This window comes from Chryseobacterium endalhagicum (assembly GCF_016745235.1).
GTDB classification, from domain to species: domain Bacteria; phylum Bacteroidota; class Bacteroidia; order Flavobacteriales; family Weeksellaceae; genus Chryseobacterium; species Chryseobacterium endalhagicum.
This window is the reverse complement of the sequence record NZ_JAELVM010000002.1, coordinates 1,092,066-1,108,699: the sequence shown is the minus strand read 5'-3', so window position 1 is coordinate 1,108,699 and position 16,634 is coordinate 1,092,066. Positions and strand designations below refer to the sequence as shown.

Sequence of the window (16,634 nt, the reverse complement as noted above, 5' to 3'; positions counted from 1 at the left end):
AAAGTTTAAGGTTTAAAGTTTTTCTGTAATATTGAAATGAAGGTCGGATAGTACTTCCAGCTTCCATCATCCCTCTTCCTTTCCATCTTTCTTCCCAACAAAAAACCGGAACTCCAATCTGAAGTTCCGGTTTTTTAGTATCAGTTAAAACTGTATTTTATTCTTTCGTAAATACATATTCTCTTCCGCCCTGTTTAAAGGTAACCGTCTTTTTGTCTTTACTGAACAACAGCACGATAGCAGCTTCTTCAAAAGTAAATTCATTGCCGCCTGTATAGTTCAGGGGAAATTCCTGCTGAGCTCCTGCCTTCAGATAAAGCTGTCCGTTTTTGTCTGAAAAGACCAGTTTGATAGGATCACTCTTGATACCGTAGGTTCCCGTAAAATCTTTTGTATTGATCTTATCGATTGGTTTTTTCTCTGCTGATGGCCAGATATTATTGGTCATATTCACATCAGGAACCATTCCGTCCGGATCCAGGGTCACTCCGCCGATCTCTTTATTTGAATCTAATTTAAGCAGCCATTCCGTATTACGTTTCCAAACCTCAACAGGTATTTTAACGGTCTGTTTTGCTCCGTCCTTAAATGTCACCTGAACCGTCGTAGGCATTGGAAGCTGTCCAAGGTTTTCAACTGTGATCTGAGCTCCGTTTTTAAAATCACCATTAACATATTTCACCTCTTTAACGGACTGGTCAATTTTCCATTTATTGATAAACCAGCCTCTCCAGAACCAGTTCAGCTCTTCACCGGAGACATTTTCCATCGTATGGAAGAAATCCCAAGGCGTAGGATGTTTGAAAGCCCACCGGTTGATATAGGTTTTAAAAGCTTTGTCAAATTTCTCCGGACCAAGAATGGTTTCTCTCAAGATCTGAAGTCCGATTCCCGGTTTAAAGTAAGCCAAAACGCCTATGCTTCTTTCCTTCATATTATCCGGACCTACCATAATAGGCTCAATATTATCCCCCATCATAAAGCTTCCGCTTCTGGCAATACTTTTCTTGCTGTAATATTCCCCGTTGTTGAAAGCTTTTGTAGACAATTCGTTGATAAAGGTATTGAACCCTTCATCCATCCATGCAAACAGTCTTTCATTGGAACCTACGATCATCGGAAACCAGTTGTGCCCGAATTCGTGATCCGTAACGCCCCAAAGATCTTCGCCAGCAGAATCCATATGACAGAATACAATTCCGGGATACTCCATCCCGCCTTCGTTTCCAGCTACATTGGTAGCGGCCGGATAGGTGTATTCATACCATTTTTCAGAATAATGTTCAATCGCTGCTTTTGTATACTCTGTAGATCTTCCCCAGGCCTTTTCTCCACCGCTTTCTGCCGGATAGGCTGATATCGCAACAGATTTTTTACCGCTCGGAAGATTAATTTTTGCCGCATCCAGAATAAACGCCGGTGACGATGCCCATGCAAAATCACGGGTCTGATCTATTTTAAATTTCCATGTTTTGGTTCCGGAAGCCTGATTTTTTCCAATCTCAGATTCAGGACGGATCATGACCGTTTTATCACTGTTTCTGGCCTGTTCCCAACGGTTGTTTTCTTCTTTGCTGTAAACGTCTTTGTAATTCTGCAGCTCTCCTGATGCCACTACATAATGGTTGGAAGGAACGGTAATATTCGCGGTGATATTTCCGTATTCAAGATAAAATTCCGAGGCTCCCACGTAAGGAAGGGTATTCCAGCCCATCACATCATCATACACGCACATCCTTGGATACCATTGTGCCATGGTAAATATCTTGCCATTCTTTGTTTTCTGCACGCCCATTCGGTCCGATCCGTATTCCGGAGAGATAAAGGAATAATCAATTTTGATCCTGGCAACCCCTCCTTTAGCTTTGAGCTCTTTTGGAAGATCGATCTGCATTCTGGTATCGGTAACGGTATATTTAACTTCTTTACCATCCAGCGTGACAGATTTAATTTTATACCCTCCGTCCAGGTTTTCTCCATGAGCTCCGTTTCTGCTTCCCGCCGGCGGAACTACAGCATTTCCTCTGGAATCTTTTTCAAATAAATTTTGATCCAGCTGGAGCCACAGAAAGCCCATCTGATCCGGGCTGTTATTGGTATAGGTGATTTCAGCAGTTCCTGTGATTTCGTTTTTGGCTTCATTAAGACTTACATTCAGGTTGTAATCTGCAGAATTCTGCCAATACGCATGCCCCGGCTGCCCGCTTGCAGAACGTGTTTCGGTTCCGGTTTGCGGATAAAAGAAAGGTTTGAATGCCTCAACATAACTGTATTTCGGAGTTTCCTGGGCTAAGGCAGACCCCGAAAACAGGAAGATTGCTGCTGCAGCAACAAGACCTGGAAGTTTATAATTCATTTTGGAAAAGTTTAAAAAATTTCATGATAAGTTATAAAAAATCCCGGAATCGTTACAAGACCGGGATTTTTTTATTTTTTTATTTATGGTAAGTTGTTGAAAGCTCATTCAAATTTTCATTTTTTAAACATTAAGAAGTTGAGTGCATTGCTTTGTTCAAGATCTTTTAAGAATTTGCCTGTGGTAAAAATGAAGCTCCAGGCTTAAAATATCGAAGATATTCTTAATTAATCTTTAGGGGCAATAATCTAAATGCCTTAATGTTGAAATCAAAAATTTAGTTTGATTTTTTTGATTTGATCATCGCTTCAAGCGCATCCCACATTTCTTTGGGAATATCTTCAAGCATATTGAATTCTCCGGCTCCCTGAAGCCACTCGCCTCCGTCTATGGTTACCACCTCACCATTCATATACGCTGAGTAGTCTGACACCAGATAAGCAGCAAGATTCGCCAGTTCCTGATGTTCTCCTACCCTTCTTAAAGGCACTTTTTTCTTCATATCAAATTTTTCCTGAAGGTCTCCCGGAAGCAGTCTGTCCCAGGCTCCTTTTGTAGGGAAAGGCCCCGGAGCAATTGCGTTAAAACGGATTCCGTATTTTGCCCATTCTACCGCAAGCGATCTGGTCATGGCCAGAACCCCTGCCTTTGCACATGCGGAAGGAACCACATAAGCTGATCCTGTCCAGGCGTAGGTAGTGACAATATTCAGAACAGTTCCCGGAGTTTTAGAATCAATCCAGTGTTTTCCAACGGAAAGCGTACAGTTCTTTGTTCCTTTCAAAACAATATCCAAAATAGAATCAAAAGCCGAATGCGTTAATCTTTCTGTAGGCGAGATAAAGTTTCCGGCAGCATTGTTCAACAGGATATCAATTCTTCCGAATTCTTTCAGTGCCGCTTCTTTCATAGCTTCCACCTCATCCCAGTTTCTTACATCACAAGCCACGGAAAGAACTTTTCCGCCCGTTTCATCTTCCAGTTCTTTAGCAGTAGCCTGCAGCTTCTCCAGATTACGGGAAGTAATGACAACTTTGGCCCCCAGCTCCAGGAAATATTTGGTCATTGCTTTTCCAAGACCGCTTCCTCCTCCTGTAACAATGGCTACTTTATCTTTCAATGCCCCTTCGCGCAACATCGGTTGTGTATATAAATTCATATAATTTTATTTTTTCCTAAAAATACTAAATATTGAATTCATGCCATTTAAAATAATGGGATAAATAATAATGTTATAAATAGCTATTCTCTTTTCTCTGTTTAAAAATCATCGATAAAAAACAGTAACAACTTAAAGATGATTTTGATTCGAAATATTTTTTAAACACAAATTTCACGAATGAATTCACAGATAACACTAATCTGATAAGCGAAAAATCTGTGTAATTCGCGGGATCTGCGGGAGATTTTAGCAAAGATGATCTTGATTAGAAATATTTTTTAAACACAAATTTCACGAATGAATTCACGGATAACACTAATCTGATAGACGAAAAAATCTGTGTAATTCGCGGGATCTGCGGGAGATTTTAGCAAAGATGATCTTGATTAGAAATATTTTTTAAACGCAAATTTAACGAATAAATCCACAGATAACACTAATCTGACAGGTAAAAAAATCTGTGTAATTCGCGTGATCTGCGGGAGATTTTAGCAAAGATGATTTTGATTCGAAATATTTTTTTAAACACAAATTTCACGAATGAATCCACAGATAACACTAATCTGATAAGCGAAAAATCTGTGTAATTCGCGTGATCTGTGGGAGATTTTAGCAAAGATGATTTTGATTGAAAATATTTTTTAAACACAAATTTCACGAATGAATTCACAGATAACACTAATCTGATAAGCGAAAAAATCTGTGTAATTCGCGGGATCTGTGGGAGATTTTAACGCAAAGATCCATTCTGAAGCTGCATATTTAAGGAAAGCAAAGAAGAGAATCAATTACATTGATTCGATTAAGCGTGTGTTTTATCTGCCGCTTACAAAAAAACCGCCTCACGGGCTGTGAAACGGTTTCCTTTTATTACAAGATTATAATTATGAAACAACTATTCCTTTGAAAGAAAGAGTTTTAGGGGTTTTGCTTTCGCTTGTGGTCACATTTACTGTTTTCATGAATGCTCCTGCAGCCGCTGCATTGTAACTTGCTTCTACAAATCCTTTTTTACCGGGAAGGATCGGAGTTTTAGTATAGTCAGCTGTTGTGCATCCGCATGATGGTGCTACATTTTCGATAACGATAGGCTTTGAACTTGTATTGGTAAATTCAAATCTGATCAGTTTCGGTTTTCCCTGAGGAATATTTCCCACATCTATAGATTCAGATTTCCATTTAACGCCGTCTGCAATCTTTGCTACAACAGGAGTGCCTTCAGCTGGAAATACATTGGCATAAAACGGAGAGAACGCCAAAACGGCTAAAAGAGCTGTGATTTTTAAATTTTTCATGAGTATAAATTTTATTGAGTTAAAACTGTTTATCTTTTTTTGATATAACAAATGTAAAGCAGAAGGCTATTACAACTTGTTAACCGGTATCAAACATTTGTTAACGAGTTGTTAATGATAAAAGATTAATAGATATTTTTGGATAATATTGTTTCAGGAAATGAAAATAAAAAAGCTCAATATTATTATAACGCTGGGGTTCATTGCTATTATCGGAATTTTAATAGCCCAGCTTCTCTGGACCCGGCAGGCTTACCGTCTTGAAGATGAAAAATTCAATCAGAAAGTAAATATTGCTTTACTGGAAGTGGCTGAAAAATTATCGGGAGGAAAAACTTCTTATACTGAGAACCCGGTACAGGTAATTTCCAACGATTATTATGTGGTTAATATCAATAATGAGTTTCATCCTGTGGTTCTGGAACATTATCTGAAAACCGAATTCACCCGTTTCCAGATCAATACCAACTACGCTTATGCTTTATACAACTGCCACAGCGATAAAATGGTGTATGGGAAGTATATTTCCACCCATCAGGAAGCTCCCAGCAATAAGGTGATTAATTTCCCCAAGCATAAAAACCTGATCTATTATTTTTCCATCCGGTTTCCTGATAAAGCTACTTATCTGATCAGCTCGTTAAGGTTTTGGTATATCCTTACAGCTGCATTGATTATTATCCTCCTGGTGTATGTTTATTCTATCTATACGATTATTCAGCAGAAAAAATTCACTGAACTGCAGCGGGATTTCATCAACAATATGACCCATGAGTTTAAAACTCCGCTATCTTCGATACTCTTAGCATCGGAAGCACTCAATAAACAGGATCTGATACAGGAAAATTCCAGGCTGCAAACCTACACTTCCATTATCATCAATCAAAGTTATAAGCTGAACAGCCATATTGAAAAAATACTGAATATTGCGAAAAATGATTCTGCCGGACTGTCTTTGAAACCTCAGAAGATCATGCTTCTTCCTTTTATTCAGGAAATTGCAGACAGCATCAGGCAAAAGAATGAAAACCTCAGCATTCATGTGGATATTGACGGAAGTTCCTCCATTATGGCTGATGAATTTCACTTTACGAACATTGTTTACAACCTTCTGGATAACTCCATTAAGTATTGTGAAACAAAACCGGATATTGTAATTTCATCCTACAAAGATTCAAAAGGATTATATTTAAAGTTTAAAGACAACGGAATGGGTATTCCTGCTAAAAATATTCCTCATATTTTTGAGAAATTTTACCGGGTAAGCACCAAAAAAACGGAGAAAATCAATGGTTTCGGACTGGGATTATTTTATGTAAAAAAAGTGGTACAGCAGCATAACTGGAAAATTTCTGTTGAAAATAATACAGACAAAGGCATTACCACAACACTCTTTTTCCCGTCTAAGTAATAATGTGAATGTATGGAGAAATCTAAAATTTTATACGCAGAAGATGACGAAACAATAGCTTTCCTGATTCAGGACAGCCTGGAAAGTTATTATGACATCAACTGCTATTCGGATGGGAAATCCGCACTGGATGCATTCAACAACCAAAATTTCGATATCTGCCTGCTGGACATTATGATGCCGGAACTGAACGGGTTTGAAGTCGCTCAGCAAATCCGCAATAAAAACTCTGAAATTCCTATTATCTTTATTTCTGCCAAAGCTTTGAAAGAAGACCGGATCAAAGGTCTGAAAATAGGCGCGGATGATTATCTGGTCAAGCCTTTCAGTATAGAAGAACTGATCCTGAAAATTGAAGTTTTCCTGAAACGCACAAAAAAAACAGATCCCTCACCGCCAAAATACAAAGTCGGAAAATATGATTTCGATCCGAAAAACTACACGCTTCAGACTATAGAAAACAGAATTACCCTTACCCAGCGGGAATCTGAATTGCTGTTATACTTTATCCACCACAAAAACACAGTCCTGAAAAGGCAGGATATTCTGAAGGCCATCTGGGGAGATGATGATTATTTTATGGGGCGGAGTCTGGACGTATTTATTTCCAGGCTGCGGAAGGTGCTCGCCGATGAGCAGAATATTCTGATCGAAAATCTGCATGGGATAGGTTTCCGGTTTTCTGAAAAAGGATAAATAAATGGTGGAAATTTTCTAAATACATTACTGGCTCTGTTAATCGCAAGGATAAACAAAGGTGATTTCTTTGTGGATGTTTTTAGGATAAACAATGGCGCTTCGCTTATTGAAGAAATACAGCGAAAGCCAATATATGGTTTATGTTAAATTATAAGCAGTAAATGATTATTTTTTGATTTTTAATTAATTTTAACCTTTGAAAATATTCCATTAATGAAAAATCACAGAACAACTGTTTTTCTATTTCTTTTATTTTTCGGTTTAAATCTTAAAGCTCAAAAATTTGAAAAATTAATACAATACGTCAATCCGTTAATCGGCACGGAAAAAATGGGGCACACTTATCCCGGAGCCACTGTTCCGTTTGGAGCCGTACAGCTGAGTCCGGAGACGGATACTATTTCCTATGAACTGAACGGAAAATATAACGGTGAGGTATATAAATACTGTGCAGGATACCGCTATGAAGATAAAACAATCGTAGGTTTCAGCTCTACCCATTTCAGTGGAACGGGACATTCCGATCTCGGAGATTTTCTGATCATGCCGACTGTAGGAAAACTGCAGCTGAACCCGGGAACAGCCTCCCATCCTGAAAGTGGTTACAGAAGCCGTTTTTCCCACGAAAATGAAAAAGCAGAAGCCGGATATTATAAAGTAAAACTGGATGACCACCATATTCTGGCAGAACTTACGGCATCCACAAGAACGGGCGTTCACCGCTATACATTTCCAAAATCTGATCAGGCACATATTATTTTAGACCTTACAGCCGGAATTTATAATTATGAGGGCAAGAATGTATGGACTTATGTTCGTGTGGAAAATGACGGTACGGTCACAGGATACCGTCAGACCAACGGCTGGGCAAGAACGAGAACGGTTTATTTTGCCATGAAGTTTTCAAAACCTTTTAAATCATACGGTCAGAAAAACTTTGACGGCCCTCAGGTGTACAGAGGGTTCTGGCGAAAATTTGACCAAACCAAAAATTTCCCGGAGATCGCAGGAAAAAATCTGAAAATGTTTTTTGATTTTGATACGGAAGAAAATGAAGCGGTAGAAGTAAAACTGGCTATATCTCCCATAAGCCAGACCAATGCTCTGGAAAACCTTGAAAAAGAAACCGGAGGCCAATCGTTTGACCAGATAAAAGCCAAAGCCCAGGAAAACTGGAATAAGGAACTGAATAAAATCGTGATCAAAGGTTCTGATACGGAAAAGACGAATTTTTATACGGCAATGTATCATACTTTCATCAGTCCTACCACTTATATGGACATCAACGGAGAGTATAAAGGTCTGGACCAGAATGTTCACAAAGCAGAAGGATTCACTAACTACACGACTTTCTCGATCTGGGACACTTACCGTGCCCTGCATCCTTTCTTCAATATTATACAGCCAAAGCGTAATAATGATATGGTGAAATCCATGATGGCTCATTATGATCAGTTTTCCATGAAAATGCTTCCGATCTGGTCCCATTATGCGAATGACAACTGGTGTATGAGCGGTTATCACAGTGTAAGTGTTGCTGCAGATGCTGTGATCAAAGGAAATTATACGGGTGATCCGAAAGATGTTTTAAAAGCCTGCATCGCCACAGCGAATAAAAGAGATTACGAAGGCATCGGCTATTATATGGATATGGGCTATATTCCTGCTGAGAAAAACGGAACTTCGGTTTCCAATACTCTGGAATATGCTTATGACGATTGGGCGATTGCCCAGCTGGCAAAACATTTAGGTGAAACGGAAATCTATAATCAATTTATCAAGCGTTCTGAAAACTGGAAAAATAATTTTGATCCTAAAGCCGGATTTATGCGGCCAAGACTGGCGGATGGAAGCTTCAAAAAAGATTTTGACGTTCTGAGTACCCATGGCCAGGGCTTCATCGAAGGAAATTCGTGGAATTACAGCTTTTTTGTTCCCCAAAATCCGGATGGACTAATGCAGATGATGGGTGGAAAGAAAAAATTTGCATCAAAACTGGATGAATTGTTCACGATGCATCTTCCCGACGAGTTTTTTGCCGATACGGAAGATATTACCCGCGAAGGAATTATCGGGGGCTATGTTCATGGCAATGAACCCGCTCACCATGTTGCCTATTTTTATAACTGGGCCGGGCAGCCATGGAAAACGCAGGCACAGATCCGCCGGATTTTAGAGATGCAGTATAAAGCCACACCGGATGGTTTGGGAGGAAACGACGATGCCGGACAGATGAGTGCGTGGTATATCTTAAGCTCACTCGGGTTTTATCCTGTGGCTCCGGGATCTGAAGATTATGCGGTTGGAAGTCCTGCCGTAGACCATGCGGTTCTGAATCTTGAAAACGGAAAAACTTTTGAAATTGAAGCCATCAATCAAAGCCCGAAGAATGTGTATGTGGAAAAGATATTGCTTAATGGTAAGGAAATTAAGAATTTTACCCTAAAACATTCTGAAATTATGGCTGGTGGAAAACTTACATTCTCTATGAGTTCTAAGCCGAAGAAATAAGTTTTGGCTAAAGCCGTGGAACTTTCACTATGAATAAAGCGGGCTAAAGCCCGCTCCTATTGAATAAAACATCCATCGTATAATCATCAATTGATAGAATTGATAGAGATGCTAAAGCCGAAGAATATTTTTTTATATTTCAAACACGAATACCACAAATAATTGGCACAAATATCCACAATCATCTGTGTACATCTGAGAAATCTGTGGTTAAAAAAAATTATTAACCACAAAAGTGGCAAAAGATTTTGAACACTTAAGTTATTTTAAGTCGAATGCTTTTCGAATAAGAAGATCACATAAGTTTTAAAAATCATAGATTTTTATATTGATGAATGCCCGTTATTAAACGGACAAAAAATTCCCCTCGCATGAAGGGGTGGCGAAAATTCAAAGAATTTTTGACGGGGTGGTTTCATCTCCACTTATAAAAACAAAAAGGGCAAATAGTTTTATTTGCCCTTTTATTATTTTGATTTTAATCTTACTATTCTGCTACTTCAAAAAGAAGTCTTTCCCCGAATTTCTCTTCTGCAATTTTTCCATTGTCATAAACCAGATGTCCATTCACAAAAGTCTGGGTTATCTTAGAATGCAGGTTCATGCCTTCTAAAGGACTCCACCCGCATTTGTAAAGAAGATTGTCTTTCGCTACGGTCCAGTCGGCATTTAGATCAACCAAAACAAGATCTGCCTTGTAGCCTTCTCTCACGAATCCTCTTTTCTCCACTCTGAAAAGTATGGCAGGATTGTGGCTCATTTTTTCAACAATTTTTTCCAGGGAAATTTTTCCCTGATGGTAATTTTCCAACATCACAGGTAATGAATGCTGTACCAAAGGAGCACCGGAAGGACATTTTGTGTATACATTCTGTTTTTCTTCAGCAGTGTGCGGCGCATGGTCTGTGGCAATGACATCAATTCTGTCATCCAGAAGTGCTTCCCAAAGTGCGTCTTTATCTTTCTGAGTTTTTACAGCAGGATTCCATTTGATCAGAGAGCCTTTGGTTTCATAATCTTCATTGGTAAATGTCAGGTGATGAACGCATACTTCAGCGGTAATTTTTTTATCTTTCAATGGAATATCATTTCTGAAAAGTTCCATTTCTTTGGCAGTTGAAAGGTGGAAAACGTGAAGTCTCGCTCCTGTTTTTTCAGCTAATTCAATTGCTTTTGAAGAAGATTTATAACAGGCTTCTTCGCTTCTGATCAGGTGATGAAATTTTACAGGAATATCCTCTCCATATTCATCAAGGTATTGCTGGGTATTGGCGCGTATTGTTGCTTCATCTTCACAGTGAACGGCGATCAGCATTTTTGTACTGCTGAAAATATTTTCAAGGGTTTCTGGATTGTCAACCAGCATATTTCCGGTAGAAGAACCTAAGAATAACTTAATTCCCGGAACATTTCTCGGATTTGTTTTTAGAACTTCCTCCAGATTATCATTGGTTCCGCCCATCATAAAACCGTAGTTGGCATATGCTTTCTGAGCCCCGATTTCATATTTATCGGCTAATAATTCCTGTGTAACTGCATTGGGTACCGTATTCGGCTGATCGATAAAGCTGGTGATTCCTCCTGCAATAGCTGCTCTGGATTCCGTTTCAATATCCCCTTTATGCGTCAGTCCCGGATCTCTGAAATGCACCTGATCGTCTATGACACCCGGCAGAAGATATTTTCCGGCACCGTCAATGATCTGGTCTGCCTCATCGGAAATGGAAGCTTCTATTTTAGAAATCAGGTCATTTTCTATTAAGATATCGCTTTCGAAGATCTGGCCTTCGTTGACGATTTTTACATTTTTAATTAAGGTCTTCATTTACTTTTTAGAAATTAGATGTTAGAAATTAGAAGTTAGAAAATCCTGAATTACAAATTACAGGTGAACTATACGATCTTCACCACTAATTTCTAACCTCTGGTTTCTAGCTTCTAATCAACAGCAAAATTAAGGTTTATGAATGAATTTTAATGTTACAGATTATAAATCAATTTCTAAATATTTACATTTGCATAAAATTTTCGAATTTGTATAAGAAGTTATTTGGTCAGACCGCCGTATACGGGCTTAGTTCAGTATTAGTCCGTATTTTCCCGTTCATCATTGCACCAATCGTTACGAAGGCTTTCGGGCCGGCCGCTTCGTCCCCTTTTGTGGACTGGTATTCCATCGCCGGAGTGATCACTGTATTGCTTACCCATGGTATGGAAACTTCATTTTTCAGATTTGCCCAGGAAGAAAGCATTGACAAAAAAACACTGATTTCCACATGCTCAATAAGTATCATCAGTATTGCTTTGATCTATCTTGGTCTGGGGTATGTCTTCAGAAACGAGCTTGCCATAGCATTTGAAACGCCGGATCAGGTCAACTATCTTGTGATATTCCTGTTTATATTGTCTCTGGATGCTTTTTCTACGATTCCATCTGCTATATTAAGGCTTCAGGGAAAGGCTTTCAAATATATGTTCTCCAAAGTAGCCGGATCTGTGGTTTACTTTTTACTGGTTGTATTTTTCATCAAATGGCTTCCAAAACATCCTGAGGGAATTCTGGGGTTAAAATATGATCCGCAATTAGGTGTAGGCTATGTTTTTATCGCCAATCTGGTACAAAGCATCATTACGCTATTGATCGTGGGGAAAGAATTCTTCAGCTTCAGTATTTCCAAATTTGATTTTAATTTGTGGAAAAGAATCATGAACTATTCCTGGCCCGTAATGATCGCAGGGTTGGCCGGAATTGTCAACCAGACGCTTGACAGACAGTTTCTGAAATACCTGCTTCCGCCGGACGAAGCACGCCACCAGATCGGAGTATATGGAGCCGTTTATAAAATAGCAACCTTTATCACCGTATTCCGACAGGCTTATCAGCTGGGAATAGAGCCCTATTTCTTTTCAAGTTTCAAGAATAAAGATTCACATAAAACCTACGCTGTCCTGATGGATGTTTTCGTCATTTGCAGCTGCATTATCTATATGGGCCTCATGGTGAACCTTCAGTGGATCTCGGAAAAATACCTGAGCAACCCGCTGTATTATGAAGGCATTGAAATCATCCCGTTTGTGATGCTGGGAGCGCTGTTCTTAGGCATATACCTTAATCTTTCTATCTGGTATAAATTATCGGATCAGACAAGGGTTGGCTTATACATTTCAGTAATCGGGGCGTGTATTACGATTGGGATCAACTTCTTCTTTATCCCGGAATACGGATACTGGGCAAGTGCCATGGCTGCATTGATCACCTTTATGTCCATGATGGTTATTTCGTACGTCTGGGGACAAAAACAGTACCCGATTCATTATAATACAGGAAAAATAGCACTGTATCTTTTCTTTACCATTACGTGCTCGCTGGTATCTTTTTACTTCTTCCGTACCAATTATGTGGTAGGAAATTTATTTCTGCTTCTCTTTATTGCCCTCGTAGCTTATAAAGAAAAAGCCATTGTATCGAAAATAATGAAAAGATCTTAAATTATGGCCCTTAATTTGCTATCATTGAGTTCTTAAAAAAAAATTAAACACAAGTTTATAAAGATGATAAATATTACGCCTAACATTGGTCTAAATTATTACCTTTAACCTAATCAAAAGTAAACACTAACAAAATAAACAGTATCATATAATCTATGAAAATAATTGTTCCAATGGCTGGACGCGGTTCCAGATTACGTCCACATACACTGACTGTTCCAAAACCACTTATTCCTATTGCAGGAAAACCTATCGTACAGAGACTGGTAGAAGATATTGCTAAAGTAGCAGGGGAAAATATTGAAGAAGTAGCATTTATCATTGGGGATTTCGGACCGGAGATTGAAAAATCTTTACTGCAGATCGCTGAAAAGCTGGGAGCAAAAGGAAGTATCTACTATCAGACAGATCCTCTTGGAACGGCACACGCTATTAAATGTGCTGAAGATTCCATGCAGGGAGATGTGGTGATTGCTTTTGCAGATACTCTTTTCCGTGCAGATTTCCAGCTGGATAAAAATTCAGACGGGGTGATCTGGGTGAAAAGTGTAGAAGATCCTTCCGCTTTCGGAGTGGTAAAACTTGATAACTACGGTTTTATTACAGATTTCGTGGAGAAACCTCAGACTTTCGTTTCAGATCTTGCCATCATCGGGATTTATTATTTCAACAGTGCTGAAAAGCTGATGAGCGAAATCAATTATATTATGGACAATAATATAAAAAATGGCGGCGAATATCAGTTGACAACGGCCCTTGAAAACCTTAGAGCAAAGGGAGCAAAATTCAGCTTAGGAAAAGTAAACGACTGGATGGACTGCGGAAACAAAAACGCTACCGTAGAAACCAACAGCAAGATTCTTGCGTACGAAAAAGAAGAAATGCAAAATTATCCTGCATCTGCAGTTATTGAAAATTCACTGATCATTCAGCCATGCTTTATCGGGGAAAATGTAAAGATCTCCAATTCAAAAATCGGCCCGGGGGTTTCATTGGGGAACAATACCACCATCGTGAATTCCAATATTGAGAATTCCCTGATCCAGGAAAACACAAGGATCAATCACGGAAATCTTTCCAACTCTATGATCGGGAATTCTGCCCAGTATTTTGGAGTGGCCAGAGAGATCTCTTTAGGTGATTATTCCGTTTTGGATTTTTTATCTAAATAAGATCAGAAATATTTAATATAAAACAAGATACCTCCAGACCACACAATGTTATTTGTGTGGTTTGGCGTTAATATTGCAGCGTATTTTTTTAATCGAAAGATATACACACATGAAAAACTGGATCCCGATACTTCTCTTATTGCTTACATTATCTTCCTGTAAAACAAGAAATGCCGCTAAAAATAACAGAGGCAACACGCAGGACAGCACTGCAGTAGCTGATGACAACAGAAATCCCAAAGATGCCAATGAGCCGGTAAGGGACAAGTTTACCTTCTACGAGCATGTGGTGGTTCCTTTGAAATTCGATCAGGTTAAGATCAGCAGTAAAGTGAACGTGGAAACAGGAAGCTTTATTCCAACCCTTGATGCCACGATCTATATTGAGAATGATAAAAAGGTATGGATGAACCTTCAGGCCCTTTTATTTAATGTGGCAAGAGGCATCGCTACTCCGGAAGGGATCAAAGGACAGGACAAAACCAGCAGAACCTACATCGATTCGGATTTTGATTATCTGAACAACCTCCTGAATGTTAATTTCATTGATTATAAATCGCTGGAAAAAATATTAATGGGGAGAACTTTTGTGAAGATCAGTGATTCCCAGTTCACGCTGACCCAGAATGCACAGGGCTTTAAAATGGTTTCCAACAACAATCAGAAAATTGTTACGGATGAGAAAACCAGAGAGTATAAAATTGCTCTGAATTATGATACCAACTATGATCTGCTGAGTGTGAATTTAAAGGATGTTTTATCTGCAGACGAACTGGAAATCTCTTACAGCAACTGGAATGAATACAACGGAATCCGCCTTCCAAAAAATGTTAAAATAATTATAAAAGGCTCAAAATCTAGCCAAATTTTACTGGAAAACACGAAATTTGACTTTTCGAGGATGGAAACACCTTATTCTGTACCATCCAGTTATAAGAAAATTGAGATTAAATGATTAAAAAATTTAGCTTTTTAATAGGTATTCTACTGTTCGGCCTGCATCAGGGACAGCAGAACAAGGAACAGCTTCAGAAACAGAATGCCGATCTTAAAAAACAAATTATACAGATAAATTCAGATTTAGCAAAAACCAAAAGCGAATCTAAACTTTCGGTAGCCTATCTTACCAACGTTAATAAAAAACTGACGTTGAGAGAAAAAGTATATACCAATACCCAGAAAGAAAAAAGATTTATTGAGGATGAGATCTACCTGCGTCAGCTGGAAATCAACCGTCAGAACAAAGAACTGGCCGTTCTCAGAAAGAACTACGCCGAGGTTTTGGTTAATGCATACAAAAACAAAGGGGTACAGAACAAAGTAACCTTCATCCTTTCCTCCAAAAATTTAGGGGAAGCCATAAGAAGAGTCCAGTATCTGAAACAGTACGCGGACTATCAGGATAAAAAGGCAGCAGAAATCAGTAATGCTGCGGCCCAGATCAAAAAATCCATTGCCCAGAAGCAGAACTCCGCAAGAGAAAAAGAGAATCTACTGGCGAACCAGCAGAAAGATCTTGTGACCATCAATGCAGAAAGAGCACAGAAGGAACAGCTGGTTGCAGATTTCAAAAAGAATGAAACCATACTTACTGCTGAACTTAAGCAGAAACAAACCCAATCTAAAGCTTTAGAAGGACAGATCCGTGCGATTATCGCTGAAGAGATCAGAATAGCAAAAGCTGAAGAAGAAGCCAGAAGAAAGGCAGAAGCTGAAAAAATACGTATGGCCAAGCTGATTGCTGAAAGAGAAAAAGCAAGAATTGAAGCAGAAGCCAAAGCCAGAGCAGAAGCCCTGGAAAGAGAAAGAAAACTCGCTGAAATAGAAGCCAAAAAAGCCGCCGATCTCGCGGCGAAAAGAGCTGAAGAAGAGAAAAAACGTAACGAAGAAGCTGCAAGAGCTGAAGCCAGTGCAAAAGACGAAGCCAGAAGAGTAGCCGCTAAAAAAGCCTCTGATGAAGCGAACGTAAGAGCAAAAGAAGCCTCTGACAAACTTATTGCCGCAAGAGCTGCAGAAGCCGCACTGAACAAGAAAAAAGAAGAAGAGAAGAAAGCTGCAGAAACCAAAGCTATGACCAGTTATGGTGTTACCACAACCACGGGAAGCAGCTTTGCAGACAGCAGAGGACGACTTGGATATCCTGCAGACAGAGCAGGACAGATTACCCACCGATTCGGAAGACAGCCACACCCGGTTTTCAAAAATATTGTTGAAGAAAATACAGGAATTAAAATAGCTGTGCCTTCCGGTACACGTGCAAAATCTGTATATCCGGGATCAGTCTCTTCGGTATTGGCAAACAGCGACGGAACAAAAACCGTTATGGTGAAACACGGAAACTATTTCACGATTTATTCTAATTTAGGAAATGTAAGCGTCTCCAAAGGTCAGCAGGTTTCTTCCGGTACTCCGGTAGGTACAGTTGCTCAGGATTTCGATGGCTCTTACACTCTTGATTTCCAGGTATGGAACGGAAATACACCAGTTGACCCATTAGGTTGGATTTCATATTAAAAAAAGCTTAACTTTGCAAAAATCT

At 39.2% G+C, this 16,634-nt stretch carries 11 protein-coding genes; 7 read left to right on the top strand and 4 right to left on the bottom strand.

All coding sequences use genetic code 11. The features are described from left to right. Positions 1 to 157: 157 nt before the first annotated feature. The 3 genes from JET18_RS15290 to JET18_RS15280 form a co-directional block, all read right to left on the bottom strand. A complete protein-coding gene (locus tag JET18_RS15290; RefSeq protein WP_202092403.1) occupies positions 158 to 2,356 on the bottom strand; it encodes a M1 family metallopeptidase in 2,199 nt (732 codons plus the stop codon). A gap of 277 nt (positions 2,357 to 2,633) precedes the next feature. Further along, positions 2,634 to 3,515 carry an SDR family oxidoreductase gene (locus JET18_RS15285; RefSeq protein ID WP_202092401.1) on the bottom strand — a complete coding sequence of 294 codons (882 nt, stop codon included), beginning with the start codon at positions 3,513 to 3,515 and terminating at the stop codon, positions 2,634 to 2,636. Between the two features lie 887 nt (positions 3,516 to 4,402). After that, complete coding sequence (locus JET18_RS15280; protein WP_202092399.1) at positions 4,403 to 4,813, bottom strand: DUF1573 domain-containing protein; 411 nt, start codon at positions 4,811 to 4,813, stop codon at positions 4,403 to 4,405. Positions 4,814 to 4,973: 160 nt separating this feature from the next. Here JET18_RS15280 and JET18_RS15275 point away from each other — a divergent pair, with 160 nt between their 5' ends. The 3 genes from JET18_RS15275 to JET18_RS15265 all read left to right on the top strand — a co-directional run bounded on the left by JET18_RS15275 (position 4,974) and on the right by JET18_RS15265 (position 9,434). After that, a complete protein-coding gene (locus tag JET18_RS15275) occupies positions 4,974 to 6,224 on the top strand; it encodes a sensor histidine kinase (protein WP_202092397.1) in 1,251 nt (416 codons plus the stop codon). A 12-nt stretch (positions 6,225 to 6,236) separates the two neighbouring features. Further along, positions 6,237 to 6,920 (top strand): response regulator transcription factor, encoded by a 684-nt coding sequence (locus tag JET18_RS15270; protein WP_202092396.1) that lies wholly within the window; start codon positions 6,237 to 6,239, stop codon positions 6,918 to 6,920. 216 nt (positions 6,921 to 7,136) lie between these two features. Further along, positions 7,137 to 9,434, top strand: a complete 2,298-nt coding sequence (locus JET18_RS15265; RefSeq protein ID WP_202092394.1) for a GH92 family glycosyl hydrolase — start codon at positions 7,137 to 7,139, stop codon at positions 9,432 to 9,434. 487 nt (positions 9,435 to 9,921) lie between these two features. Here the strand turns inward: JET18_RS15265 and JET18_RS15260 are convergent, their stop codons facing one another. After that, positions 9,922 to 11,259, bottom strand: a complete 1,338-nt coding sequence (locus JET18_RS15260; RefSeq protein ID WP_202092393.1) for a dihydroorotase — start codon at positions 11,257 to 11,259, stop codon at positions 9,922 to 9,924. Positions 11,260 to 11,468: 209 nt separating this feature from the next. Here JET18_RS15260 and JET18_RS15255 point away from each other — a divergent pair, with 209 nt between their 5' ends. The 4 genes from JET18_RS15255 (at position 11,469) to JET18_RS15240 (ending at position 16,609) form a co-directional block, all read left to right on the top strand. Beyond that, positions 11,469 to 12,923, top strand: coding sequence for a lipopolysaccharide biosynthesis protein (locus JET18_RS15255; RefSeq protein ID WP_202092392.1), 1,455 nt, complete (start codon positions 11,469 to 11,471; stop codon positions 12,921 to 12,923). A gap of 155 nt (positions 12,924 to 13,078) precedes the next feature. Beyond that, a complete protein-coding gene (locus tag JET18_RS15250) occupies positions 13,079 to 14,095 on the top strand; it encodes a sugar phosphate nucleotidyltransferase (RefSeq protein ID WP_202092391.1) in 1,017 nt (338 codons plus the stop codon). A 109-nt stretch (positions 14,096 to 14,204) separates the two neighbouring features. Beyond that, positions 14,205 to 15,050, top strand: a complete 846-nt coding sequence (locus JET18_RS15245) for a DUF4292 domain-containing protein (protein WP_202092390.1) — start codon at positions 14,205 to 14,207, stop codon at positions 15,048 to 15,050. After that, positions 15,047 to 16,609: a M23 family metallopeptidase gene (locus JET18_RS15240; RefSeq protein ID WP_202092389.1), complete on the top strand. Its 1,563-nt coding sequence runs from the start codon at positions 15,047 to 15,049 to the stop codon at positions 16,607 to 16,609. The genes JET18_RS15245 and JET18_RS15240 overlap by 4 nt, the downstream gene beginning before the upstream one ends. The last annotated feature ends 25 nt before the right edge of the window (positions 16,610 to 16,634 follow it).

Coding starts and splice junctions, on each gene's coding strand:
- JET18_RS15290 (WP_202092403.1), bottom strand. CDS start 2,356: ATGAATTATAAACTTCCAGGTCTTGTTGCTGCAGCAGCAATCTTCCTG.
- JET18_RS15285 (WP_202092401.1), bottom strand. CDS start 3,515: ATGAATTTATATACACAACCGATGTTGCGCGAAGGGGCATTGAAAGAT.
- JET18_RS15280 (WP_202092399.1), bottom strand. CDS start 4,813: ATGAAAAATTTAAAAATCACAGCTCTTTTAGCCGTTTTGGCGTTCTCT.
- JET18_RS15275 (WP_202092397.1), top strand. CDS start 4,974: ATGAAAATAAAAAAGCTCAATATTATTATAACGCTGGGGTTCATTGCT.
- JET18_RS15270 (WP_202092396.1), top strand. CDS start 6,237: ATGGAGAAATCTAAAATTTTATACGCAGAAGATGACGAAACAATAGCT.
- JET18_RS15265 (WP_202092394.1), top strand. CDS start 7,137: ATGAAAAATCACAGAACAACTGTTTTTCTATTTCTTTTATTTTTCGGT.
- JET18_RS15260 (WP_202092393.1), bottom strand. CDS start 11,259: ATGAAGACCTTAATTAAAAATGTAAAAATCGTCAACGAAGGCCAGATC.
- JET18_RS15250 (WP_202092391.1), top strand. CDS start 13,079: ATGAAAATAATTGTTCCAATGGCTGGACGCGGTTCCAGATTACGTCCA.
- JET18_RS15245 (WP_202092390.1), top strand. CDS start 14,205: ATGAAAAACTGGATCCCGATACTTCTCTTATTGCTTACATTATCTTCC.
- JET18_RS15240 (WP_202092389.1), top strand. CDS start 15,047: ATGATTAAAAAATTTAGCTTTTTAATAGGTATTCTACTGTTCGGCCTG.